This is a genomic window from uncultured Haliea sp., assembly GCF_963973825.1.
Lineage (GTDB): Bacteria > Pseudomonadota > Gammaproteobacteria > Pseudomonadales > Halieaceae > Haliea.
The window spans coordinates 43,434-65,722 of sequence record NZ_CAXBAE010000011.1; the positions used below are offsets into that span (position 1 = coordinate 43,434).

24 protein-coding genes and 1 tRNA gene are annotated in these 22,289 nt (G+C 64.1%); 18 read left to right on the forward strand and 7 right to left on the reverse strand.

The window, feature by feature from the left end; all coding sequences use genetic code 11:
- Positions 1-72 precede the first annotated feature (72 nt).
- From AACZ17_RS12985 to pdxA, 3 genes are read left to right on the forward strand one after another with little or no spacing between them, the layout of a single operon-like run.
- Complete coding sequence (locus AACZ17_RS12985) at positions 73-2,442, forward strand: LPS-assembly protein LptD (protein ID WP_290741830.1); 2,370 nt, start codon at positions 73-75, stop codon at positions 2,440-2,442.
- Positions 2,432-3,712 (forward strand): peptidylprolyl isomerase, encoded by a 1,281-nt coding sequence (locus AACZ17_RS12990; protein WP_290741832.1) that lies wholly within the window; start codon positions 2,432-2,434, stop codon positions 3,710-3,712. The genes AACZ17_RS12985 and AACZ17_RS12990 overlap by 11 nt, the downstream gene beginning before the upstream one ends.
- Positions 3,713-3,721: 9 nt before the next feature.
- Complete coding sequence (gene pdxA, locus AACZ17_RS12995; RefSeq protein ID WP_290741834.1) at positions 3,722-4,765, forward strand: 4-hydroxythreonine-4-phosphate dehydrogenase PdxA; 1,044 nt, start codon at positions 3,722-3,724, stop codon at positions 4,763-4,765.
- A gap of 24 nt (positions 4,766-4,789) precedes the next feature.
- Here the strand turns inward: pdxA and AACZ17_RS13000 are convergent, their stop codons facing one another.
- The gene (locus tag AACZ17_RS13000) at positions 4,790-5,497 is read right to left on the reverse strand and encodes an ATP-binding cassette domain-containing protein (RefSeq protein WP_290741836.1); all 708 of its coding nucleotides are present in this window, start codon (positions 5,495-5,497) and stop codon (positions 4,790-4,792) included.
- Complete coding sequence (locus AACZ17_RS13005; RefSeq protein WP_290741838.1) at positions 5,494-6,267, reverse strand: ABC transporter permease; 774 nt, start codon at positions 6,265-6,267, stop codon at positions 5,494-5,496. The genes AACZ17_RS13000 and AACZ17_RS13005 overlap by 4 nt, the downstream gene beginning before the upstream one ends.
- Before the next feature lie 154 nt (positions 6,268-6,421).
- On the opposite strand from AACZ17_RS13005, the gene rsmA reads away from it, so the two are divergent.
- From rsmA to AACZ17_RS13025, 4 genes are read left to right on the forward strand one after another with little or no spacing between them, the layout of a single operon-like run.
- Positions 6,422-7,210 (forward strand): 16S rRNA (adenine(1518)-N(6)/adenine(1519)-N(6))-dimethyltransferase RsmA, encoded by a 789-nt coding sequence (rsmA, locus tag AACZ17_RS13010; protein ID WP_290741840.1) that lies wholly within the window; start codon positions 6,422-6,424, stop codon positions 7,208-7,210.
- A gap of 4 nt (positions 7,211-7,214) precedes the next feature.
- Positions 7,215-7,637, forward strand: a complete 423-nt coding sequence (gene apaG, locus AACZ17_RS13015) for a Co2+/Mg2+ efflux protein ApaG (RefSeq protein ID WP_290741842.1) — start codon at positions 7,215-7,217, stop codon at positions 7,635-7,637.
- 9 nt (positions 7,638-7,646) lie between these two features.
- Entirely contained in the window at positions 7,647-8,483 is an 837-nt protein-coding gene (locus AACZ17_RS13020; protein ID WP_290741844.1) for a symmetrical bis(5'-nucleosyl)-tetraphosphatase, read from the forward strand.
- Positions 8,480-9,709, forward strand: a complete 1,230-nt coding sequence (locus AACZ17_RS13025; protein WP_290741846.1) for a multifunctional CCA addition/repair protein — start codon at positions 8,480-8,482, stop codon at positions 9,707-9,709. Before AACZ17_RS13020 ends, AACZ17_RS13025 begins: the two co-directional genes overlap by 4 nt.
- A 24-nt stretch (positions 9,710-9,733) precedes the next feature.
- On the opposite strand, the gene folK is transcribed toward AACZ17_RS13025, so the two are convergent.
- From folK to tsaD, 3 genes are all read right to left on the reverse strand, one after another.
- Entirely contained in the window at positions 9,734-10,249 is a 516-nt protein-coding gene (folK, locus tag AACZ17_RS13030) for a 2-amino-4-hydroxy-6-hydroxymethyldihydropteridine diphosphokinase (RefSeq protein ID WP_290741848.1), read from the reverse strand.
- Positions 10,246-10,608 (reverse strand): dihydroneopterin aldolase, encoded by a 363-nt coding sequence (gene folB, locus AACZ17_RS13035; RefSeq protein WP_290741850.1) that lies wholly within the window; start codon positions 10,606-10,608, stop codon positions 10,246-10,248. The genes folK and folB overlap by 4 nt, the downstream gene beginning before the upstream one ends.
- 131 nt (positions 10,609-10,739) lie before the next feature.
- The gene (gene tsaD, locus AACZ17_RS13040) at positions 10,740-11,765 is read right to left on the reverse strand and encodes a tRNA (adenosine(37)-N6)-threonylcarbamoyltransferase complex transferase subunit TsaD (RefSeq protein ID WP_290741852.1); all 1,026 of its coding nucleotides are present in this window, start codon (positions 11,763-11,765) and stop codon (positions 10,740-10,742) included.
- A 233-nt stretch (positions 11,766-11,998) separates the two neighbouring features.
- On the opposite strand from tsaD, the gene rpsU reads away from it, so the two are divergent.
- The 11 genes from rpsU (at position 11,999) to AACZ17_RS13095 (ending at position 20,817) form a co-directional block, all read left to right on the forward strand.
- Entirely contained in the window at positions 11,999-12,214 is a 216-nt protein-coding gene (rpsU, locus tag AACZ17_RS13045; RefSeq protein WP_027950376.1) for a 30S ribosomal protein S21, read from the forward strand.
- Between the two features lie 34 nt (positions 12,215-12,248).
- On the forward strand, positions 12,249-12,704 hold the full coding sequence (locus AACZ17_RS13050) for a GatB/YqeY domain-containing protein (RefSeq protein ID WP_290741855.1): 456 nt from the start codon (positions 12,249-12,251) through the stop codon (positions 12,702-12,704).
- A gap of 130 nt (positions 12,705-12,834) precedes the next feature.
- Positions 12,835-14,682 (forward strand): DNA primase, encoded by a 1,848-nt coding sequence (gene dnaG / locus AACZ17_RS13055; protein ID WP_290741857.1) that lies wholly within the window; start codon positions 12,835-12,837, stop codon positions 14,680-14,682.
- 211 nt (positions 14,683-14,893) lie between these two features.
- Entirely contained in the window at positions 14,894-16,702 is a 1,809-nt protein-coding gene (gene rpoD / locus AACZ17_RS13060; protein ID WP_290741859.1) for an RNA polymerase sigma factor RpoD, read from the forward strand.
- Positions 16,703-16,767: 65 nt separating this feature from the next.
- Positions 16,768-17,766: a glycosyltransferase family 2 protein gene (locus AACZ17_RS13065; protein ID WP_290741861.1), complete on the forward strand. Its 999-nt coding sequence runs from the start codon at positions 16,768-16,770 to the stop codon at positions 17,764-17,766.
- Between the two features lie 86 nt (positions 17,767-17,852).
- Complete coding sequence (locus AACZ17_RS13070; RefSeq protein ID WP_290741863.1) at positions 17,853-18,029, forward strand: hypothetical protein; 177 nt, start codon at positions 17,853-17,855, stop codon at positions 18,027-18,029.
- A gap of 33 nt (positions 18,030-18,062) precedes the next feature.
- Positions 18,063-18,599 (forward strand): hypothetical protein, encoded by a 537-nt coding sequence (locus tag AACZ17_RS13075; RefSeq protein WP_290741865.1) that lies wholly within the window; start codon positions 18,063-18,065, stop codon positions 18,597-18,599.
- 82 nt (positions 18,600-18,681) lie between these two features.
- A tRNA-Ile gene (locus AACZ17_RS13080) sits at positions 18,682-18,758 on the forward strand.
- A gap of 97 nt (positions 18,759-18,855) precedes the next feature.
- Positions 18,856-18,987, forward strand: coding sequence for a hypothetical protein (locus AACZ17_RS13085; RefSeq protein ID WP_290741867.1), 132 nt, complete (start codon positions 18,856-18,858; stop codon positions 18,985-18,987).
- Positions 18,988-19,257: 270 nt separating this feature from the next.
- Entirely contained in the window at positions 19,258-20,163 is a 906-nt protein-coding gene (locus AACZ17_RS13090) for a nucleotide excision repair endonuclease (protein ID WP_290741869.1), read from the forward strand.
- 39 nt (positions 20,164-20,202) lie between these two features.
- Positions 20,203-20,817, forward strand: a complete 615-nt coding sequence (locus tag AACZ17_RS13095; RefSeq protein WP_290741871.1) for a DUF4136 domain-containing protein — start codon at positions 20,203-20,205, stop codon at positions 20,815-20,817.
- Between the two features lie 24 nt (positions 20,818-20,841).
- Here the strand turns inward: AACZ17_RS13095 and AACZ17_RS13100 are convergent, their stop codons facing one another.
- Together AACZ17_RS13100 and yghU are read right to left on the reverse strand one after the other, a co-directional pair.
- The gene (locus AACZ17_RS13100) at positions 20,842-21,390 is read right to left on the reverse strand and encodes a DUF2058 domain-containing protein (RefSeq protein WP_290741873.1); all 549 of its coding nucleotides are present in this window, start codon (positions 21,388-21,390) and stop codon (positions 20,842-20,844) included.
- A gap of 51 nt (positions 21,391-21,441) precedes the next feature.
- Positions 21,442-22,287: a glutathione-dependent disulfide-bond oxidoreductase gene (gene yghU / locus AACZ17_RS13105; RefSeq protein WP_290741875.1), complete on the reverse strand. Its 846-nt coding sequence runs from the start codon at positions 22,285-22,287 to the stop codon at positions 21,442-21,444.
- Between the last annotated feature and the right edge of the window lie 2 nt (positions 22,288-22,289).

A 22,289-nucleotide genomic window follows, 5' to 3' on the forward strand; every position in this document is an offset into this window, starting at 1 on the left:
GAAAAAGACCCGGACAAGCCGGGGGCGATGCATTATCATCCCGTTTTACACCAAAAAATGCACCCAAACCTGATGACCCCGCGCTCGCACAGCCCCGTCCACCCCCGGTTGCGCCACATCGCCATCGCCCTGAGCCTCAGCGCCCTGTGCTCTCTGCAGGCTGTGGCGGATGATGCGGCACTGCTGGACTGGGTACCCACCTCGGCAACGCCCGAGGCCCAGCGCGACCCGCAATGCCTGCGATGCGGCGGCCACTATGTCGACCCGCTGGCGGAGTCAGACCCGGCAGACACCCCGGAAACTTCAGACATTCGCGCCCGCGCCACGGAGTCCGAACTGCAGGGTGACGATGTCTACCTGCGCGGCGGGGTGACTGTCGACCAGGGCTATCGGCAACTGCGCGGCGAGGACGGTTATTTTGACCGCGCCGAGCGCGAGGGCACGGTCAGCGGCGGCATTACCCTGCGCGAGCCGGGCGTCCTGTTGCGCGGGGAAGAGGCCCGCTACTCAGCCAACAGCGGTGAGGCCAGTATCCGCGACAGCGAATTCGTCCTGCACCAACAGCACCTGCATGGCAGTGCAGGGCAGCTGCGCCGCGCCGCGGATGGCACGCTGTTCATTCAGGACGGGCGTCTGTCCTACTGCGCCCCGGATGATGAAGAGTGGGCGATGCGTGCCGACAACATCAAGCTGGATCTCGAGGAAGGGCTGGGCACGGCAACCGGCGCCAAACTCGACGTCGCCGGCGTGCCGGTGCTCTACCTGCCCTGGGTGCGCTTTCCGCTGGATGACCGGCGCCGCACCGGCCTGCTGTGGCCCGACATCAGCTCCGACACCAATGGCGGGCTGGACCTCGCCGTACCGGTGTATCTCAACCTGGCACCAAATTACGATGCGCTGTACACGCCGCGCTACATCCAGGAGCGCGGATTTAACCACGAACTTGAAACACGCTACCTGAACCGCAACACCGGCTTGTGGTCGGTCGGCGGCACGTGGATGGGCAGTGATGATCGCTACGCGCGCGAGCGCCCGGATGCAGGGGACGATTCGCGCTGGCTGGCCAATGTGCGCCAGAACGGGCTGTTCGAGCAGCGCTGGCGTTCACGCATTGACTACTCCCGGGTCAGTGACGTGGACTACTTCAAAGACCTCAACACCTCCAACCTGGACACCAAGCGCCAGACCAGCCTGTTGCAACTTGGCACCCTCGACTATCTGGGGGACCAGTGGCTTGTGGGCCTGGAGTTGCAGGAGTTCCAGTCACTCGCCGACGACCTCGACAACGACTACAAAAAACTGCCGCAGATCACCGCGCGCTACCGGGGTGAGAATACGCCCTTCACGGTTGCGCCCCTGTTCCTGTCGCAGTATTCGTACTTCGACTCCAACGATGATGTCGTCACCGGTCAGCGCATGTATCTCGAGGGCGGCGCCACTTACCCCATGCTGTGGCAGTACGGCTTTCTCAACTCCACCGCCAAATACCGCTATCTCGAGTACGCGCTGAATGACAACGGCGAACTGGGTGATGACAGCCCATCGGCGGGCTCGGCGCTGGCCAGCCTGGACGGCGGCCTGTTCTTCGAACGCGCCACCAGCCTTGCAGGGAAGCCGCTGCTGCAAACGCTGGAACCGCGCGCCTATTACCTGATCAGCGAATACGATGACCAGTCCACGCAGCCCGACTTCGACAGCGCCGAGCTGACGTTCACCTACAACCAGCTGTTTCGCGATACGCGATTCTCCGGCCGGGACCGCCTGGACGATGCCAACCGCCTGTCCCTGGGTTTGACCACGCGCTATATCAGCGCCGAGGACGGTCGCGAGTATCTCAGCGCCAGCGTTGGGCAGATTTTCTATTTGCGCGACCGGCGCGTACGGCTGAACCCCGATGACACGGCGCTGGAGCAGTCGAGCTCCGAGATGGCCGGAGAAATCACCTTCACCCCCAACAAGCGCCTGAGCCTGCGCAACAGCCTGGTCTGGGACCCGGACAGCGGCAACATGAACGCAGGCAGCGCCTACGCCAGTTACCGCCGCTCGGACAACGCGGTGTTCAATGTGGGCTACTCCTATCGACGCCCCGTCACCCTGGTCGATAACGACACCGTCACCGAGCAGGCCCACCTGTCCGCGTACTACCCCGTGAACAACCGCTGGAGCGTATTCGGCGCCGTGAACTTCAGCGTCGAGGGCAGTACCAGCGTGGAAGATATGTTCGGAATCGAATACGATAGCTGCTGCTGGCGCGTGCGCCTGCTGCATCTGCGCTATATCGATACGACGTCGGGGCAAGATCCGGACTTTACCGATCCCAACCTGGAACGGCGTTACTCCACACAGGTCCAGGTCCTGCTGAAGGGCATGGGCGGCTTTGGCAGCCGGGTCACCGACCTGCTTGAAGACATGATTCGAGGTTTTGACGAACGTGACTATTAAATCCGCACTGCTGGCCGCCGGCCTTGCAGCGACCCTGCTCCTTGGCAGCCAGGTACAGGCGCAAACCCAGATACTCGACCAGGTTGTGGCCATCGTGGACGACGACGTGATCATGGCCAGTGAGCTGCGCGAGCGCGTTGCCGCCATCACCCAGAGCCTGCAGTCGCGCGGGGTCGAGTTGCCCCCGGAGGATGTGCTGATTCGCGAAACCCTGGACAGGCTGATTCTGGAGAGCATCCAGTTGCAGTTGGGCAACCGCGTCGGTGCGCGCATCTCGGATGCACAGCTCAACCAGGCGATGGAACGCGTGGCGGCACAGAACCGCATGAGCCTGGCCGAGTTCAGTGCGGCACTGGAGCAGCAGGGGCAATCCTACGCCGCCATGCGCGAACAGGTGCGGCGCGAGATGATCATCCAGCGGGTTCAGGCTGGCAACGTCAATCAGCGCATCCAGATATCCGAGCAGGAGGTACGCAACTTCCTCGCCTCACCGGAAGGACAGAAGCTCACCCAGCCCGAGTATCGCATTCTTCACGCCCTGCTGCCCCTGCCCGAGGATGCGCCCGGCAGCGAGGTTGAAGCGGCGCGCACGTATCTCAACGGCCTGCTGCGCCGCATCCGCGCAGGCGAGCCCTTCGACCAGGTCATTTCCTCCAACGATGGGCGCTACGCGTTCTCCGGGGGCGACCTCGGCTGGCGCAAGCTGGAGGATCTGCCCAGCCTGTTCAGCGATGTGGCGCCGAGCCTGGAGGTCGGTGCCACATCCGACCCGATCCGCAGCCCCTCCGGCCTGCACCTGATCAACCTCGCCGATATGCAGGGCGGCGAGCAGATGGTCAACCAGACCCGGGTGCGCCATATCCTCATACAGCCCTCCGAAATCATGACGGAAGAGCAGGCTGAAGCACGGGCGCGGGAGCTGAGGAACCGTATCCTGGAGGGCGAGGACTTCGCCGAACTGGCGCGCCAGTACTCCAAGGACATCGGCTCCGCCGCAGAGGGCGGCGACCTCGGCTGGACCACCCCCGGGCAGATGGTGCCCGAGTTCGAGGCGGCAATGGCCGATACCGCCGTTGGGGAGATCTCAGAGCCTGTGAAAAGCCAGTTTGGCTGGCACATCCTGGAAGTGATGGAGCGACGCGAGCAGGACATGACCGCCCAGGCCATTCGCAACCGTGCGACCGAGGCGCTGCACCAGCGTAAATACGAGGAAGAGCTGGACGCCTGGCTGCGCAAAATCCGCGACGAAGCCTTCGTCGACATCAAATAACAGGTCGACGTGACGATTCCCAGAATCGCCATTACCGCCGGGGAGCCGGCGGGCATAGGGCCGGATGTCATTGTCATGCTGGCCCAGCAGGACTGGCCCGCGGAACTGGTGGTGGTCGCCGACCCGGACCTCCTGCTGCAGCGAGCGGAGCTACTGGGGCTGCCGCTGGACCTGCAGCGGGCAGACTTCGCGGCGGCTGCGCGCACGCAGGCCGCGGGCACGCTGACCGTGCTGCCAGCACCGGCGTCCAGCCAGTGCGAGGCGACCACGGGCGCGTCGGGCCTGTTCGCCCCCGCACTGGCCGTGCCGGCGCTGCCCGGCAGTCTGGACCGGGCGAATGCGCCCTACGTGGTGCGAACACTCGAGCTGGCGACTGACGGCTGCCTGTCCGGGTGTTTTGACGCGATGGTCACCGCACCGGTACAGAAGTCGATCATCAACGATGCGGGCATCCCCTTCAGCGGTCACACCGAGTTCCTGGCTGCACGGACCAACACCGCCCAGGTGGTGATGCTGCTCGCCGCCGGTGAGTTACGGGTGGCGCTGGCCACCACGCACCTGCCGCTGTCTGCCGTCTCCAAGGCCATAACCCGCGACTCGCTGGCCCGCACACTGCGCATTCTGCATGCGGACCTGCAGGGCAAGTTTGGCATCGAAGCTCCCTGCATTGCCGTGCTGGGCCTCAACCCGCACGCCGGCGAAGGCGGCCACCTGGGGCGCGAGGAAATCGAGATCATCACGCCACTGCTGGAGCAGCTGCGCGCAGAGGGCATGCACCTGCTGGGGCCGCTGCCCGCCGACACCGCCTTCAGCCCGAAACTGCTGGAGCAGACGGACGCCTACCTCGCCATGTTCCACGACCAGGGCCTGCCGGTACTGAAGTATGCGGGGTTCGGCAATGCCGTGAACATTACGCTGGGGTTGCCGATAGTGAGGACCAGTGTGGATCACGGGACGGCGCTGGAACTGGCGGGTACCGGGCTGGCCAGTGATGGTAGCCTGCGCGCGGCGCTGGGTCTGGCGGTGAAGCTGGCCCGGCACATCAGTCCGTAGCGCGCGGGCCCATCGGCGTAACCGTCAGCGGGGCGCGGCCACCGGCTGCCGATACAGCGCAATAACCTCCTCCGGGCTCCCCTCGGCACGCAGCTGCCCCTGCTCAATCCAGACTGCCCGGTCACACAGCGCCTTCAGCTGACCTTCCGCGTGCGACACGAACACAACGGTCTGCTCGCCGCCCAGGCGCTGCTGCATGGCGGCCAGCGCCTTGTCGCGGAACTGCGCATCGCCGACGCTCAACACCTCGTCAATCAGCAGGATATCCACCCGTGTCAGCAAGCCGCTGGCGAAACCCAGACGGGCGCGCATGCCGGAGGAATAGGTTTTCACCGGCTCCTCGAAGGAGTCACCGAGCTCGGTAAACTCGCGAATGGCATCGAGGCTGGCCAGTGCATCGCGCTTGCTCACGCCCTGCAACATGGCGGAGATGAGCGCGTTGTCGCGGCCGGAGAGAGAATCCTGAAAGCCCAGCCCCAGGCTGAGCAGCGCACAGCTGGCACCGGCGCGGCGGCGAATGACCCCCTGCCGCGGCTCGATGATGCCGGCCATCAGGCGCAACATCGTCGTCTTGCCGGCCCCGTTGCGACCGACGATACCCAGGGTATCTCCCGGCATGACCCGCAGGGAGACATTGTCCAGCACATGGTGCAGGCCATGGTCGAAACTGCTTTTGCGCGCCATGTAGTGATGGGAGACGCCCACCAGTTCCAGCATCGGCAGGTCGCTCATGAGGTGATCACCCGCAGGGCGATAAAGCGGCTGTGGCGCCGCAGCACCGCCAGTCCCGCCAGCGCCACCAGCAGGGCAATACTGCCGACAATCGCCAGATGCACGGCATCCGGTGCTACACCCGCCAGCAGGATCTGCCGGTAGGCATCCAGCAGGAAGGCGAGCGGGTTCAACGTGAGCACCCAGTGGGTCATGGCCGGATCCAGGTCACGGGGGTCCCAGAACACCCCGGAGGTGAACATGAGAAAAATGGTCGCCATGGAAATAAAGACGTGGAAGTCGAACACCCAGCACACCAGATAGGCCGCAAACAGCGAGCAGGCCACGATCAGCAGGTAATTCACCAGCATCACCGGCAGCAGCCAGCCCCACAGCAGTGAAGGCGCGTAACCCTTGGCCAGGAGCACGGCGAACAGCAGCAGGAAAACAGCAGCCTGCTTGTACAGGCCCTCCTGGATGGTGGCCAGGGGAAACAGGCTTTTGGGAATGTCGACCCGGCCGACCAGGCCCTTGCTGCCGAGAATACTGCGGGCCGCCTGGTTCAGCGACTTGGAGAACCAGACAAACGCCAGTTGCCCGCACATCAGGAATACCACAAAGTCTTCCTTGCGGTTCTGCAGGATGAGCTCGAAGACCACATAAAACACCAGCACGTAGAGCAGGGGCTCCAGCACCCACCACACGTAGCCGAAAAAATAGCGCGAAGCATCGGCCTTCAGTGACAGGCGAGCCATGGTGTCCATGAGTGTGGCGTACTGCGAGAGTGTCATGCGGCGTTCTGGTAGCTCGTTGATCTGGGGCGGGAGTATAACAGCCGGGGCAGGAGAAGTGCGGCGGCCGGTAAGGCACCCGTGTGGAATGCCGGCTGGCCATCGCCCGCGTGAAAACGTGCACTTTGGCCGGCATGCCCCGTACAATGCGCCCATGAAAACCGCCCATACACCGCGCAAGCGCTTCGGCCAGAATTTCCTGCAGGACGCAGGCATCATCGCCGAGATCGCCAATGCCATACACCCGCAGCCCGGTGAGCACCTGGTGGAGATCGGCCCCGGCCAGGGTGCGCTGACCGCCGCACTGATCAGTCGCGATATACGCCTCGATGTGGTGGAACTGGACCGGGATCTGGTGACCGGCCTGCTGGCGGCGTTCAGCATCTACCCGGATTTCAGATTGCACAGCGCCGATGCGCTGGCCTTCGACTTCGCCACCCTGGCCCGCGATGGCGTGCCGCTCAGGGTGGTAGGCAACCTGCCCTACAACATCTCGACACCCCTGCTGTTTCGCCTGCTGGAGTTCGCCCCCCTGCTGCAGGACATGCACTTCATGCTGCAGCTGGAGGTGGTCAACCGCCTGGCAGCAACGCCGGGGGGCAAGCACTGGGGGCGTCTCGGCATCATGGCCCAGTATCACTGCGCGGTGGAACACCTGTTCGATGTGCCGCCCGACGCGTTTTATCCGCCGCCGAAGGTCCAGTCAGCCATTGTCAGGCTGACCCCCTACCCGCATTCGCCCTGGCCAGAGTGTGACGAGGACAGTTTGCGCAGGATCGTCCAGGCTTCCTTCGCCCAGCGCCGCAAAACGCTGCGCAATAATTTAAAGGGTATACTCTCCGATCACGAACTCGAGCAGCTGGGGGTTGACCCCGGTGCCCGCGCAGAGACGCTGCAGCTGCTGGATTTTATCCGCCTGGCCAACCACCTGAGCGATGCCTGACCCCATGGAAACCCGAGCACCCAGCCCCTTCGACCCCTCCCTGGTGAACGTTGATGTGGTGACCAGTTACCTCGCACGCCATTCACGTCCCACCGACGGGCAGTACACCTTTGCCTACACCATCACCATCCGCAACAGCGGCAACCAGGCTGTGCAGCTGCTGTCGCGGCACTGGATCATCACCGATGCGGAAGGGGCGCAGCAGGAGGTGCGCGGCGAGGGTGTGGTCGGCGAGCAGCCGGTGATTCAGCCGGAGGCGTATTTCCGCTATACCAGCGGCACAACCCTGGCCACCCCGGTCGGCTTCATGGAAGGCAGCTACACCATGGTCACCCGCACCGGGGGGGCACCGGGCGGTGAGGCCGAGCAGCGCTTCGATGTGCCCATCCGCGCCTTCACCCTGCACACTCCCACGGCACTGAACTGAGTAGCCGCTGTGGCGATCTATGCAGTTGGTGACATACAGGGATGCCTGCAGCCCCTGAAACACCTGCTCAAGCGCGTGCAGTTCAACCCCGATCGCGACACCCTGTGGTCGGTTGGCGACATCGTCAACCGCGGCCCCAAGTGTCTGAAAACCCTGCGTTTCCTGTATGACATGCGCGACAACCTGGTCATGGTGCTGGGCAACCATGACCTGCACCTGCTGGCGGTTGCGGCCGGTGTGCGCGCACCCTCGCCCTCCGACACGCTGGACAAGATTCTCGCCGCACCGGACCGGGACAAGCTGCTCAACTGGCTGACGCACCGACCGCTGCTGCACTACGAACACGGCTACACCATGGTGCATGCGGGCATTCCGCCGCAGTGGAGCGTGGAAGACGCCATGCACCGCGCCTGGGAAGTGGAGGCCGTATTGCAGAGCCCCGATTGCATCACGTTCCTGGCGGCAATGTACGGTAACGAGCCGGCGGTCTGGTCCGATGAGCTGCAGGGCATGGAGCGGCTGCGGGTGATCACCAACTATCTTACGCGCATGCGCTACTGCACCAAGAAGGGCGTGCTCGACCTGCTGAGCAAGGGCCCCGTTCCCAACCCGCGACCGGAAGGCGACAGCAAGAAGGTCTCCCCCTGGTTCAGCCACAAGAAGCGCAAAACCGCGGGCGACAGGATCATTTTCGGTCACTGGGCCTCGATAGAGGGCGTTACCGACAGCCCGAACACCATTGGCCTCGACACGGGCTGCGTGTGGGGCGGCGCCATGACCCTGTACAACCTGGACACTGGCGAGCGCACCTCCTGCGCCTGCAAGAACGGACGCTGTCGGGCGTGAAAACCTACCTGGTCGGCGGTGCCGTGCGCGATGCCCTGCTCGACTACCCCTGCAGCGAGCGCGACTGGGTGGTGGTGGGGGCAACACCGGAGACCCTGCTGGCCCTGGGCTATCAGCAAGTGGGCAAGGACTTCCCCGTCTTCCTGCACCCGGAAACCAAGGAAGAACACGCCCTGGCGCGCACAGAACGCAAGCAGGGCCACGGCTATACCGGCTTTGTAGTGCACTGCGATCCCGCAGTCACGCTGGAAGAGGACCTGCTGCGCCGCGACCTGACGATCAACGCGATGGCCCGCGACGCAACCGGGCAGATCATCGACCCCTACGGTGGCCAGCGGGACCTGCGCCAGCGGGTGCTGCGCCATGTGTCCGGAGCCTTTGTGGAGGACCCACTGCGGGTGCTGCGCACAGCGCGCTTCGCCGCCCGCTACGCGCACCTCGGCTTTACCGTTGCAGCGGAGACGCTGGCGTTGATGACGGACATCGTCAACCAGGGTGAACTGGAGCACCTGCCGGCGGAGCGCGTCTGGATCGAGATGCAGAGAGCACTCGCTGAACGCAGCCCCGAGACCTTCATCACGGTACTGCGCGACTGCGGCGCGCTGCGCGCACTGCTGCCGGAGGTCGACAGGCTGTTCGGCGTACCGCAAAGCCCGCAGTATCATCCGGAAGTGGATACCGGCCTGCACACCCTGATGGTGTTGCAGCAGGCAGCCCGCCTCACCCCCGCCGCGGATGTGCGCTTTGCGGCCCTGCTGCACGACCTGGGCAAGGGCATAACGCCGGAAGCCGAGTGGCCACGACACATCGCACATGAGCAGCGTGGGCTGTCGCTGGTGCGCGATGTCTGCCAGCGCCTGCGCGCACCCAACCAGTACCGGGACCTGGCGCTACAGGTCTGCGAGTTCCACCTGCTCTGCCATCGGGCGCAAGAGCTGCGAGGCAAGACACTGTTGAAGCTGCTGCGTGGAACCGGCGCCCTGCGTCAGCCACAGCGGTTCGAGGCATTTCTGCAGGCCTGCGAGGCCGACGCCCGCGGTCGTGCGGGCAGCGAGCAGCGCCCCTATCCCCAGGCGGCCTACCTGCGCGAGGCGCTGCGCAGGGCGAGATCGGTCAGCGCCGAGGTGTTCGTGGCGCAGGGGCTTGCTGGCAAGGCACTGGGCGAGGCGCTGGCGGCGGAACAGATCCGCCTGCTGGACGCCATGCGCACAACACCCGCCGATTGAGGCGGCGCAGCGCGCCCGGCGTATTCACTCGGCGCGGGATATCCAGCGCCCGCGCCAGGCAAAGTCCACCCGCTTCAGCGCCTGGCTGTCCTGCCGAAACGCGCGCCACAGCTCGGCGTAGCTCGAACCGGTAGCGGGATGCCGGTGCGCCGGTGCCAACTCGGCCAGGGGGCGCAACACAAAGGCGTTTTCCAGTATCTCCCCGCGGGGGAGGCTGATGCCGTGGTGCTCGCCCACCAGATCGCCGTAGGTGAGAATATCGATGTCCAGCTGCCGGGCGGAGAAGCGGGTCGCATTCAGCGGGCGACCGTGCTCGGTCTCGATGGCGCGCAGGCGAGTCGCCATGTCGGCCAGCGGCAATCGGGTCTCAACCGCAACAACCATATTCAGGAAGGGTTGTCCGTCAAAGCCGATGGCGGCACTGTCGTACACAGGTGAGAGTTCCAGGGCGCCAAAGAGCGCCTGCAGCGCATCCAGCCCTGCAACAAGATAGCGTTCACGCTCGATATTGCTGCCCAGGCCAAGAAAAACACGGGTCACGCCGGGCTTACCCCGCGCTCGATCAGCACACCGACGTCGCGCGCCTGCAGCACTGCCCCCGGCTTGCACAGACGCAGGCGCAACCACGGCACATCGAAGCCGCCAAGCACCTGCTCGGCAAGCTCCTCAGCAAGCGTCTCCAGCAGCTCGCAGCGCGAGGCCTCCACCCAATCGATCACCCGCCGGGACACCGCGGCATAATCCAGTGCGCGGGACAGATCATCCCCCTGTGCGGCGGGGCGATTGTCCCAGGCCATTTCCAGGTCGATAAGCAGGGTTTGCCGGATTCCGCGCTCCCAGTCGTAGACGCCGATCACGGCATCCGCGCGCAATTCACGAATAAAGACAATATCTACCACGGCGGCCGTTCCTGCGCCGCAGCGGGGCGGCGACACGTATCTCGGGACATAATCCAGGCCTTCACTGAGCAGTGGCGCATGATACTGGCATCGGCGGCGCCCGACCAGCCGACACCGCTGCCACGGACTCCCTAGAGCGGCGGGAGTTCGGTCATTGGCCAGCGGGGGCGCACGGTCGCCAAGGGGCCGTCCACCTGACCCGCCGCCAGACGCTGGGCCCCGGCAAAGGCGATCATCGCACCATTATCGGTACAGAACTGGGGTGCCGGGTAGAAGACGCGTGCCCCGGTTTTGCCGAGTGCGGACTGCAACTGCGCGCGCAGATTGCGATTGGCGCTGACGCCACCGGCCATGACCAGCGTGGACAGGCCCTCCTGTTCCAGCGCCCGGCGACACTTGATCACCAGCGTGGCAACCACGGCCTCCTCGAAGGCGCGGGCAATGTCACACTTGTCCTGAGCGCTCAGGCCACTCTCCTCCCGGCAGGCATTCACGGTGTTGAGCGTGAAGGTTTTCAGGCCGCTGAAGCTGAAATCGAGACCCGGGCGATTGACCATGGGTCGCGGAAAATCGAAGCGGGTGGCGTTGCCGGATTCGGCGAGCCGGGCGATATGCGGGCCACCGGGGTAAGGCAGGCCGAGCATCTTGGCCGCCTTGTCGAAGGCTTCACCGGCAGCATCGTCCAGTGATTCTCCCAACAGACGGTAGCGGCCGATGCCGTCGACCCGCACCAGCTGCGTGTGGCCCCCGGATACCAGCAGCGCCACAAAGGGGTATGCCGGGTGTTCCTCCTCCAGCATGGGTGCCAGCAGATGGCCCTCCATGTGGTGCACGCCCAGGGCCGGGATGTTCCAGGCCCAGGCCAGCGTCTGCGCCAGCGTGGCTCCCACCATCAGGGCACCGACCAGTCCCGGCCCCGCCGTATAGGCCACGCCATCCAGGTCTGCCGGGCTCAGGCCCGCCTCCCCCAACACCTGGTGCACCAGCGGCAGTGTCTTGCGCACATGGTCGCGGGAGGCCAACTCGGGGACCACGCCACCGTATTCCACGTGTATGTCGACCTGACTGAACAGGGCGTGCGCCAGCAGGCCGCGCCCGGTGTCAAAAATGGCCACGCCGGTCTCGTCGCAGGAAGTTTCCAGGCCCAGAATTCGCATGAGGGCTCCATGATATTTGCAGCGTGGGATAATACCGGGTTGTGCCGGGGGGTGCGAGGCTGGACAGGCCCTCCGGATTTCCCGGGCGACGCGTCACGGACTGCGCGTCACGGACTGCGCGTCTCGGGCTTTGCAAATGCCGCTACATGGGTATAGAATGCGCGACCTTTTACGGTTCAACGCCCCGGCAGCGGGCGTGCAGGCCACGAACAGACGAAACAGGTAAAGAGTTAATGCCGCATATCAAACTGAAGGAAAACGAGCCCTTTGACGTCGCCCTGCGCCGTTTCAAGCGCTCCTGTGAAAAGGCTGGCGTACTGGCTGAAGTGCGCAAGCGCGAGCACTACGAAAAGCCCACCACGACCCGCAAGCGCGCCGCGGCTGCCGCCGTCAAGCGCCACCTGAAGAAGCTGTCCCGGGAAAATCGCAAGCGCGTCCGCCTGTATTGATTCCCTGCCAGGCAGCACACAGGCAGCCCAGCCCATGAGCAGCACCACACTTGTAGAAACCATCAAGGCCGCCATGAAAGCGGCCATGAAGGCCCGTGACAAGGAACGCCTGGGCACCATCCGGCTGATTCAGTCGGAGTTCAAGCGGATTGAGGTTGACGAGCGCATCGAGATCGATGACGCGCGCGCCCTCGCCGTCCTCGACAAGATGATCAAGCAGCGTCGCGATTCGGCGCAGCAATACCACGCCGCGGAACGCCCCGAGCTCGCAGCCCAGGAAGAACGGGAAATCGCGGTCATCCAGGAATTCCTGCCCAGCCCGCTCAGTGAAGCCGAGCTTGACGAACTGATCAATGCCGCCATCGGTCGCGCTGAAGGCAGCGGCATGCAGGCCATGGGCGCCGTGATGGCCGAGCTCAAACCCCAGCTGCAGGGCCGCGCCGACGTGGGCGCGGTCAGCAAGCTGGTGAAGGCGCGCCTGACCGCCTGACCGGTGGCCTGCCGGCCCGCCCTCCATGCGCGTCGATGCTGCCGCATCGCAGTCCCCACGCCGCTAACCGCTGACAAGCCTCCGGCGCCGTGCTTCAATGGCCGGGTATACTGAGTATCGCTGATCTTCCATGGCCGGACGCATTCCACAAAAGTTCCTCGACGATCTGCTCGACCGCGTGGACATCGTGGAGGTGATCGACCGCCGGGTGAAACTGAAAAAAACCGGCAAGAACTACAGCGCCCGCTGCCCCTTCCACGAGGAGAAAACCCCCTCCTTCAGCGTCAACCCCGACAAGCAGTTCTACTACTGCTTTGGCTGCGGTGCCGGCGGCAACGCCCTCGGCTTCGTCATGGACTACGAGAACGTGGATTTCCCCCAGGCGGTGGAAACGCTGGCCAGCAGCCTCGGCCTGGAAGTGCCGCGGGAGCAGACACGGCCCGGCAGCCCCCAGCCGGGCAGGGAGGAAACCGGCAAACCGCTGTACGCCCTGCTGGAACAGGCCGCGCGCTACTACCAGAAGCAGCTGCGCAGCCACCCCGAGGCGCACCGCGCCGTGGACTACCTGAAGCAGCGCGGACTCACCGGCGAAATTGCCAAACGCTTTGACCTGGGATTCGCCCCGCCGGGCTGGGACAACCTGCTGCAGGCCCTCGGTGACAGCGAGGAACAGCGCAAATGGCTGCTCGAAACCGGGATGCTGGTGCAGAACGAGGCAGGGCGCACCTACGATCGCTTCCGCGATCGCGTGATGTTTCCGATTCGCGACCAGCGCGGCCGCATCATCGCGTTCGGCGGGCGGGTGCTTGGCGACGACAAACCCAAGTACCTGAACTCCCCGGAGACGCCCATTTTCTCCAAGGGCCGCGAGCTGTATGGCCTCTACCAGGCACGCCAGGCCAACCGCAAGCTGGATCGGGTGCTGGTCGTAGAGGGCTATATGGACGTGATCGCGCTGGCCCAGCACGACATCACCCAGGCCACCGCGACCCTGGGTACCGCGACCAGCCAGGCGCATCTGGAGCGCCTGTATCGGCTGACGCCCGAGGTCGTATTCTGTTTCGATGGCGATGCCGCCGGGCGCAAGGCGGCGCTGCGCGCGCTGGAAGCAGCGCTCCCCTGCATGGAGGATGGGCGGCAGGCACGTTTCCTGTTTCTCGATGAAGGCGAGGACCCGGACACCCTGGTGCGCAAAGTGGGCAGTGACGCCTTCCGTGAACTGGTCAGGCGCGCGACCCCCCTGGAGACCTTCCTCTTCGAGGCCGTGAGCGAAGACCTAGACACCACCACCCTGGAGGGACGCGCGCGCCTCAGCAAGCTCGCCCTGCCGTGGCTGCGCCAGCTGCCCGAGGGCGTGTTTCGCCAGCTCATGTTCCGCTCACTCGCCGAGCGAACCGGGTTGACCGTTGCAGAGCTCATGCACCTGGAGGCACCACCACCCGCAGCCGCGCCTGGGCCGACCAACAATGCGCCAGAAGAGCAACACGAGGGCGGCGGGCCCAAGCGCCGCAATCCCAGCGGCCGCGCAGCGCTGGGCTACAGCAACCTGGCCCAGGCGGCCATCGCCCTGCTGCTGCACCAGCCCGACATCGCGGCCCGCGTGGAGGTTGCGGCCATCGCCGCCCTGGAGGGCGAGGACATCGTGCTGCTGCGCGAGCTACTGGCACTGCTGCAGCGGCGGCCGGATTCCAACACCGCCATGCTGCTGGGCCACTGGTATGGCACACCGGAAGGTGAGCTGCTCAGCCGGCTGGCCGGGGAGGAGCGACTGATTCCGCGCGAGGGGATCGAACAGCAGTTTATCGACACCGTGGAAGCGCTGGCGCAGCTGCCCCAGCGCAGCGAATTGTCGGCGCGAGTCGACAAATTGAAAGCGACCAACTACGCTGAGATGAGCGAAGCGGACAAGCAACAACTCAGGGATTTGCTGAAGGAAAAACAGCGTCTGGATGAGGCCCGCAAGAAGCGGCAGCCTTGAGTGGATCAACAGCCCTGAGCGGTTCAACAGCCCTGAGCGCTACAAAAGCCTCGAGCGGATCAACAGCCCTCAGCCCGGCCGCCCTGAGCCTCGCACCGCTCACGCCAAGGCGCTCCAATTAATACCGGGGATTGCACTGGAGGGTCGGCTCTGTTCCGGCTATAATTTCCGGCTACGTTTTTTTTGTATCTTATTCGAAGGTGTCTGCCGAATGACCAACGCCGCCCAACAGCAGTCCCGGCTCAAGGATCTCATCGCCCGTGGCAAGGATCAGGGCTACCTGACCTACTCCGAGGTCAACGATCACCTGCCCGAGGATATCTCCGATCCGGATCAGGTTGAAGACATCATCCAGATGATCAACGACATGGGCATCCAGGTGTTTGAAGTGGCGCCGGATGCCGATGAGCTGCTCATGACGGAGGGCGACAGCTCGGCGGATGACATCGCCGCCGCCGAGGCTGCAGCGGCCCTCGCGGCCGTGGAAACCGAAGCCGGTCGCACCACCGACCCCGTACGCATGTACATGCGTGAGATGGGCACCGTGGAACTGCTCACCCGCGAAGGCGAAATCGTCATCGCCAAACGCATCGAAGAGGGTATTCGCGAACTGATGGCGGCCCTCGCCCACTACCCGGGTGCCGTCAAGCAGATCCTGGACGAGTACGACCTGGTGACCCGGGAAGAGCGCCGCCTGGGCGACGTGATGATTGGCTACCTGGACCCGGCCGACCATGTGCCTTCGGCCGCTGAAGTCGCCGAGAGCAACAGCAATGAACCCGACACCTCCGACGAGGAAACCGAGTCGGGCCCCGATCCCGTGGAGGCGAAGAAGCGCTTCACGGCACTCAAGCGCCAGTTCAACAAGACCGAAAAGGCAATTGCTGCCAAGGGCCGTAACGACAAGACCGCCATCAAGGAGATGGAGAAGCTGGGCGAGCTGTTCAAGTTCTTCAAGCTGACCCCTCGAGTCTTTGACCCGCTGATGGAAGGGCCGCGCAACGTGCTGGCTTCTGTCCGTGAGCAGGAACGCCAGATCATGACCATTGCCGTCCGCGACTGCGGCATGCCCCGCAAGGACTTCATCACCTCCTTTCAGGGGTCCGAGTCGGACCTCAAGTGGATTACGCGCCAGACCCGGGGCAAGAAAGACTACGTCGCACGACTCACGGCCCAGAAGGACACCATCCTGCGTCTGCAGCGCCGCATTATCGCGGTCGAGGAGCAGTGCGGGCTGTCGGTCAACGAAATCAAGGACATCAACCGCCGCATGTCCATGGGCGAAGCCCGCGCGCGCCGCGCCAAGAAGGAAATGGTCGAGGCCAACCTGCGCCTGGTGATTTCGATCGCCAAGAAATACACCAACCGCGGCCTGCAGTTCCTCGACCTCATCCAGGAGGGCAACATCGGCCTGATGAAGGCGGTGGACAAATTCGAGTACCGCCGCGGCTACAAGTTCTCCACCTACGCCACCTGGTGGATTCGGCAGGCCATCACCCGCTCCATCGCGGACCAGGCCCGCACCATCCGCATACCCGTGCACATGATCGAAACCATCAACAAGCTGAACCGCATCTCGCGGCAGATGTTGCAGGAAATGGGCCGTGAGCCGACGCCGGAAGAGCTCGGTGAGCGCATGGACATGCCCGAGGACAAGGTGCGCAAGGTGCTCAAGATCGCCAAGGAGCCCATCTCCATGGAAACCCCGATTGGTGATGACGAAGACTCGCATCTGGGCGATTTCATCGAGGACATCACCATCAGCTCGCCCATCGAAGCGGCTACCGGCCAGGGCCTGCAGGAAGCGACCAAGGAAGTGCTCGCCGGCCTGACCGCGCGCGAGGCCAAGGTGCTGCGCATGCGCTTCGGCATCGACATGAACACCGACCACACCCTCGAGGAAGTGGGCAAACAGTTCGATGTCACCCGCGAGCGTATCCGCCAGATCGAGGCCAAGGCACTGCGCAAGCTGCGCCACCCGACGCGCTCAGACTACCTGCGCAGCTTCCTGGACGAGTAAGGACTGAGCCGCGCGGGTCGCCACGGACGGCGCCTGCGCAGACCGCCTATCGCCGGAGCCCGAACATGCCCTTGTCACTGTGCATGATCGTCAAGGACGAAGCCTTCTTCCTGCGCGACTGCCTCAGCGCTGCCGCACCGCATGTCGACGAACTCGTCGTTGTTGACACCGGCTCCAGCGACAACAGCCGCGCGATTGCCAGCAACTTTACCGACCGGGTGTTCGATTACACCTGGCACGACGACTACGCCGCCGCCCGCAACTATTCCCTGGCACAGGCGCGGCATGAGTGGATCCTCGTGCTGGACGCCGACGAGCTCATCACCCCCACCGACTTCTCTGCCCTGCACCAAGTCATCGCGCGCACCGACCTCGACGGCTTTTTCCTGCAACAATACAACTACAACAACGACCAGACGGCCTACGGCTGGCAGGCTGCCCAGGACCTCGAGCTCAGCCGCGGCTTCAGCGGCTATACCGTCAACCCCATCCTGCGCCTGTTCCGCAATCGCACGGACATCCGCTACACCGGCAGCATCCACGAGACGGTAGATGCCTCCATAGACGAACACCGCCAGGGAACGCTGCACATCCCGATCCACCACTACATCGACGCCAACCCGGCGCGACCGCGCAGCGCGCGCTCACTGCGCTATCTGGCGCTGATGGAGCGCGAACTGGCCACACAGCCCAGCGGCAGGCTCTACAGCATCGCCGCGACCAGCGCGATGTACCATGCGGCGGACTTCTCCCGCGCGCGCGACTACTTTGTGCGCGCCGCGGAGATGGGCTACCGTCCCGGGCACAGCCTGGAGGGCGCAGCGGAGGCCTGCTACCGGGCACAGGATTTCGGCGCCGCCAGCGACCTCTACCAGCGTGCGGAGGCCACAGGCCACCGCACACCCGCCATGTGCCTGAACCGAGCCAACCTCGCGGTCAAGGCGGGCGACCATGCAGGCGCGGCCAGACTCCTGCAGGAATGCCTCGACCTCGGTGGCCTGAGCGCTGAAATCAATGCCGTCATCCGGCGCAACATCGAGAGTCTGCAGGCGCGCCTCAATTGACAGGACCCCCGCGTCACCTACGCTTAGTGGATGCCGAAGCTGGTCTCACTGGCATAGCCCTCATAACAATTACAGGAAATAATGTCATGAAAACAGCAACCTATGCCGCTATCGCGGTGTTCACGGCGGCCGCGGCCAGCGCTGCACCGTCCAGTGCCCAGGATACCGCAACAGCTCAACCCCTCGAGCTCTATGCCTGCACCTTCAAGGAAGGAAAGGGATTCGCCGACCTTGAAAGCGCCAACAAGGGCCTGAAGAAATAGGCAGCGAAACACAGCCGCGGCTACAATGCGTGGATGATCACGCCGCAGTTCCGCACCGGGGAGATGCCCTTTGAGGTGGGCTTCATCGGCGCCTATGACAACGCTGAACAGTTCGGCGCGCAGATGCAGAAATGGGTGCACGAGTCGGGAGCAGTGTCACAGGCCTATGCCGATGCACTGGATTGCAGCCACGCATTGATGGCGTCCTACACCATTCTGGAACCCGACGGCGAGCCGGGCGACGGTGTGGTCTGGTTCGCTCGCTGCTCCCTCGACGACGACAGCGGCATGGCTGACGCCATGGCCAGCCATAGCAGTGTCAGCGCCATGATGGTGGAGATGGAAGCGCCCGGAGCGAGCTGGATCCTGGCGCCCTCCCTGGGCGTCGGCGATGTTGAGTTCGACTATTATCACGTAGCCGCATGGCCATCCTATGCCGCACTCGGCAAGGCCTTTGAGGCGTATATGAACGGCGGTGGTATCGGCAAGGCCAACGCCGCCATGGATGATGTTGCGCACTGCAGCTCACCCAACCTCTACGATGCCGTGAATATTATCGCTGCTCCCTAGGCGCACCCGCCCGCCGCAATCAGCCCCACACGGGGCTGTGACTGCGGTGGGTTCTTCTCTATAATCCCCCACCTGCATTATCGGGCCTATAGCTCAGTTGGTTAGAGCAGTCGACTCATAATCGATTGGTCCCAGGTTCAAGTCCTGGTGGGCCCACCAATTTCTTTATGTCCCTCCCATGTGAAATAAAACGGATTTCGGCGGCCAATAGGCCTATGGTGAGTCGAGAGTCCATGTCGGACCGGGAGTGCACCGCATGTCCAGAAATCAGCGCAGCAATAAAGAATCAAAGAAGGCCTCGGCCCTTACGCCCAAAGAAAAGAAAACCGCGAAGCGGGAAAAGAAGCAAGCGAGCGGCCACGTGCCGTTTATCATCAAAGGCAGCTGAGGCCCGACGACTCCCCGTTAGCAAGCGTAATGCAGCCGCTTTTCCGCTTCCCATACCCGCGCCGTTTTTCCGGGGCCACAGCTTGTACTGACCTGCTATTTTCCTCTAAGGTGAAGTGAGGCTTTTTCAGTCATCACACCGTCTGCCATCATTGTCGGGCTCTCTGGCAAAAGCCTCGATTATTTCCCGAGGGGTGCCCATCCCGGCAGATTGGCCGGTAACGCGCACCCATCAACAGCGAAAGGGACAATGCACCCGCCTGAGTATTTCGTGAACGGGCAGTTGGTCGACCAGCCGCCGAACAGCCCCGGTGTCTATCGCCTGTATGGCGACGGCCCCACGCCCCTGTACATCGGCAAGAGCCTGCACATCGCGCGCAGACTGCGCGAGCACGCTCGCGAGGCGGAGTCCTCGGCCCGCCACCAGCGCCTGATGCGCAGCACCCGCCGCATCGACTGTACGTTAACGGCGGGGGACATTGGCGCCCAGCTTCTGGAGAACCTCGAGATCAAGCGGGACATGCCACTGTTCAACCGGCGTCAGCGCAGAGCTCGCCACCCGGTCACCGTGCATGTACCCCGCCTGGCCGCAGCGGCTTCGGGCTTTCTGCGACCCGAGGTGACGGCGCTGGCGGCTGACAATCTGTCCCCAGACGACAGCCACTACGGCCTGTTTCGCCAGCGCCGGGCAGCCGAGGACTACCTGATCACCCTCGCGCGGCGCTGCGGCCTGTGCCAGCGTGTGCTCGGGCTGGACCGGGGCCGCGGCCCCTGTTTCGCGTACCAGCTCGGGCAATGTCTCGGCGCCTGTGTGGGTCGGGAGCCCGCCAAGAAGCACAACCTGAGGCTGCTGGCAGCCCTGGCCCCCGCGCAACTCGCGGCCTGGCCCTGGCAGCACGCCATCCTGCTCCGGGAGGACGCACCGGGGAACGCGCACACGGACTGGCACCTGGTGCACCAGTGGCACCACCTCGGGACTTTTCCGTCCCTGCGGCATTTACCCCGGCGTGCACCGGCCGCGAGCCCGCCCGCCCTGGACCTGGACGCCTACCGGATATTGCTGCGCGCGTTTCGCCAGCCGGAAGTGCAGCGCTATGCCTATCGACCCGACAGCAGACCCCGCGCCGTTCCGCTGCCCGTTGCATCGCATGGCACTGCGGACCCCGCAGGGCTATGATGGCCTGCCAGTTTCTCCGCAACGCAGGACATCACGGCCATGCCTCATCCAATACCCTACCCCCGGTGGACCGGCGCAGCCGTTGTCGCCCTGCTGTTCGCGCTCGCCGGTTGCAGCAACCAGCCCTCTTTTACTGTCGATTACGCGGATGACGCCGATTTCAGCAGTTTCCGCAGCTATCGCTGGTACGACGACATACACGGGTCCGAGCTCGCCGAATACCGCCAGTACAACAGCTCGGACAAGCGCGTGCGCACCTATGTCGACCGAGAACTGAAAGCCCATGGGTTACGCGAAAGCACCACTGAGCGCGCCGATGTCTGGGTGAATTACCACATATCGAAAGAACAGCAGATGCGGATTGACAGTTTCAGCCGCTACCCTTCGGCGGGCATGCATGGCGGAGTGGGGGTTGGCACCTACGGTTCAGCCGTGAGCCTCGGCTATAGCAGCGGACCCAGCGTGAGAACCTACAAGGAAGGGACAGTGGTACTCGATATCATTGATGCACGCAGCAGCAAGATAGTCTGGCGGGGGATTGCCGAAGGGCGGCTCAAGGAAAACCTTTCGATCAACGACAAGAACCGCGTCGCTTCCGAGGTGGCCGCCGAGCTGCTGGCGGACTTCCCCCCGCGCCCGGTGCCCGCGGACTGAGGGCCGGAATCGGGCCCCGGCGAACTACCACATGAGGTCGTCGGGAATCTCGTAGTCCTTGTACCAGTCCTGCTCCTCCGAGCTCAGCCCGGTCGCCCCCGCCTCGCTGCAGATGATCACCCGCGCGGCATCGCGCTCGGCAATCTTGTCAGCGATGGGGCGCGGCAGCATTTCATACTGGTCGCCCTGTTTCACAATGGCGATGTTTCCCGCCGCCAGCTGTTTCTGATCCATGCTGGTGACATACAGCTTCTTGACCTTGGTGCCGTCGGTAAAATTGAAGCCCACGTCACCCTTGCCACGCGGAAGCTTGTGACTCTCGACCAGTTGCCTGATCTGCGCGTTGATGGCTTTGCGCGACGCCTCGGCGTTGCGCGCCTCATTCAGTTCCCGGTCGCGCTCCGCTTTGTTCGCCAGCGCCTGCCGCGCCGCCTCGCGGGTCTCCTCTGCCGGGTCGTGCCCGCCGCGACGCGCCACATTCGCCTGCTTGCGCTTGTCCTTGGCCAGGCGCTTGGCCTTGGCGGTATCTGCCAAACCGGCCTGCAACAATTGATCCTGTAGTGAACCCGCCATCAGCACTGACCTCCCTGGCCGCAACCTGCAATGTCTGGACACCGCAACACGTCAGCGGTCCAGGTCCTGTGCCGAGTGCCGCTCCGGCTGGTGATCCTCTTCCGGCCCCCAGATACGGTTTACACGTCGGCCACGCTGCACCGCGGGGCGCTCTGCGATCTCTTTGGCCCAACGGTTGACGTGGGTATAGGAGCCCACATCGAGGAACTCCTGGGCGTCGTACAACGTTTCCAGCACCAGACCTCCGTACCAGGGCCAGTTCGCCATATCGGCTATGGTGTAGTCGTCACCACAGAGAAAGCGGCGCTCCGCCAGGTTGCGATCCAGCACATCGAGCTGGCGCTTGACCTCCATGGTAAAGCGATTAATGGGGTACTCGAGCTTTTCCGGCGCGTAGGCGTAAAAGTGGCCGAACCCGCCGCCGAGGTAGGGCACGCTGCCCATCTGCCAGAACAGCCACGACAGGCACTCAGCGCGCTGACCCGCCGCCTGCGGCAGAAACGCGCCAAACTTTTCCGCCAGGTACAACAGGATCGCACCGGATTCGAACACCCGTGTCGGCGGATTGTTGCTGCAATCGAGCAGGGCAGGAATCTTGGAATTTGGATTGACGTCGACAAAGCCAGAGCCGAACTGTTCGCCTTCGAGAATGTTGATCAGCCAGGCATCGTATTCGGCGCCCGAGTGACCCAGTGCCAGCAGCTCTTCCAGCAACACCGTCACCTTGATGCCGTTGGGCGTGGCCAGGGAATAGAGCTGCAGCGGGTGTTCGCCGCGCGGTAATGCCTTGTCGTGCGTGGCGCCGGCAATCGGCCGGTTGATGTTGGCAAAACGCCCGCCATTACCCGGCTCCCAGGTCCAGACCTGTGGCGGCACGTAGGCTTTTGACTCACTCATAC

Bases quoted from the DNA above. Each gene is read 5' to 3' on its own strand.
- AACZ17_RS13100 (WP_290741873.1), bottom strand. From the start codon at position 21,390: ATGGCGGGTTCACTACAGGATCAATTGTTGCAGGCCGGTTTGGCAGAT.
- tsaD (WP_290741852.1), bottom strand. From the start codon at position 11,765: ATGCGAATTCTGGGCCTGGAAACTTCCTGCGACGAGACCGGCGTGGCC.
- AACZ17_RS13070 (WP_290741863.1), top strand. From the start codon at position 17,853: ATGAAAACAGCAACCTATGCCGCTATCGCGGTGTTCACGGCGGCCGCG.
- AACZ17_RS13000 (WP_290741836.1), bottom strand. From the start codon at position 5,497: ATGAGCGACCTGCCGATGCTGGAACTGGTGGGCGTCTCCCATCACTAC.
- AACZ17_RS13075 (WP_290741865.1), top strand. From the start codon at position 18,063: ATGATCACGCCGCAGTTCCGCACCGGGGAGATGCCCTTTGAGGTGGGC.
- rpoD (WP_290741859.1), top strand. From the start codon at position 14,894: ATGACCAACGCCGCCCAACAGCAGTCCCGGCTCAAGGATCTCATCGCC.
- AACZ17_RS13050 (WP_290741855.1), top strand. From the start codon at position 12,249: ATGAGCAGCACCACACTTGTAGAAACCATCAAGGCCGCCATGAAAGCG.
- rpsU (WP_027950376.1), top strand. From the start codon at position 11,999: ATGCCGCATATCAAACTGAAGGAAAACGAGCCCTTTGACGTCGCCCTG.
- rsmA (WP_290741840.1), top strand. From the start codon at position 6,422: ATGAAAACCGCCCATACACCGCGCAAGCGCTTCGGCCAGAATTTCCTG.
- apaG (WP_290741842.1), top strand. From the start codon at position 7,215: ATGGAAACCCGAGCACCCAGCCCCTTCGACCCCTCCCTGGTGAACGTT.
- AACZ17_RS13095 (WP_290741871.1), top strand. From the start codon at position 20,203: ATGCCTCATCCAATACCCTACCCCCGGTGGACCGGCGCAGCCGTTGTC.
- dnaG (WP_290741857.1), top strand. From the start codon at position 12,835: ATGGCCGGACGCATTCCACAAAAGTTCCTCGACGATCTGCTCGACCGC.
- AACZ17_RS13085 (WP_290741867.1), top strand. From the start codon at position 18,856: ATGTCCAGAAATCAGCGCAGCAATAAAGAATCAAAGAAGGCCTCGGCC.
- AACZ17_RS13005 (WP_290741838.1), bottom strand. From the start codon at position 6,267: ATGACACTCTCGCAGTACGCCACACTCATGGACACCATGGCTCGCCTG.
- AACZ17_RS13065 (WP_290741861.1), top strand. From the start codon at position 16,768: ATGCCCTTGTCACTGTGCATGATCGTCAAGGACGAAGCCTTCTTCCTG.
- AACZ17_RS12985 (WP_290741830.1), top strand. From the start codon at position 73: ATGACCCCGCGCTCGCACAGCCCCGTCCACCCCCGGTTGCGCCACATC.
- yghU (WP_290741875.1), bottom strand. From the start codon at position 22,287: ATGAGTGAGTCAAAAGCCTACGTGCCGCCACAGGTCTGGACCTGGGAG.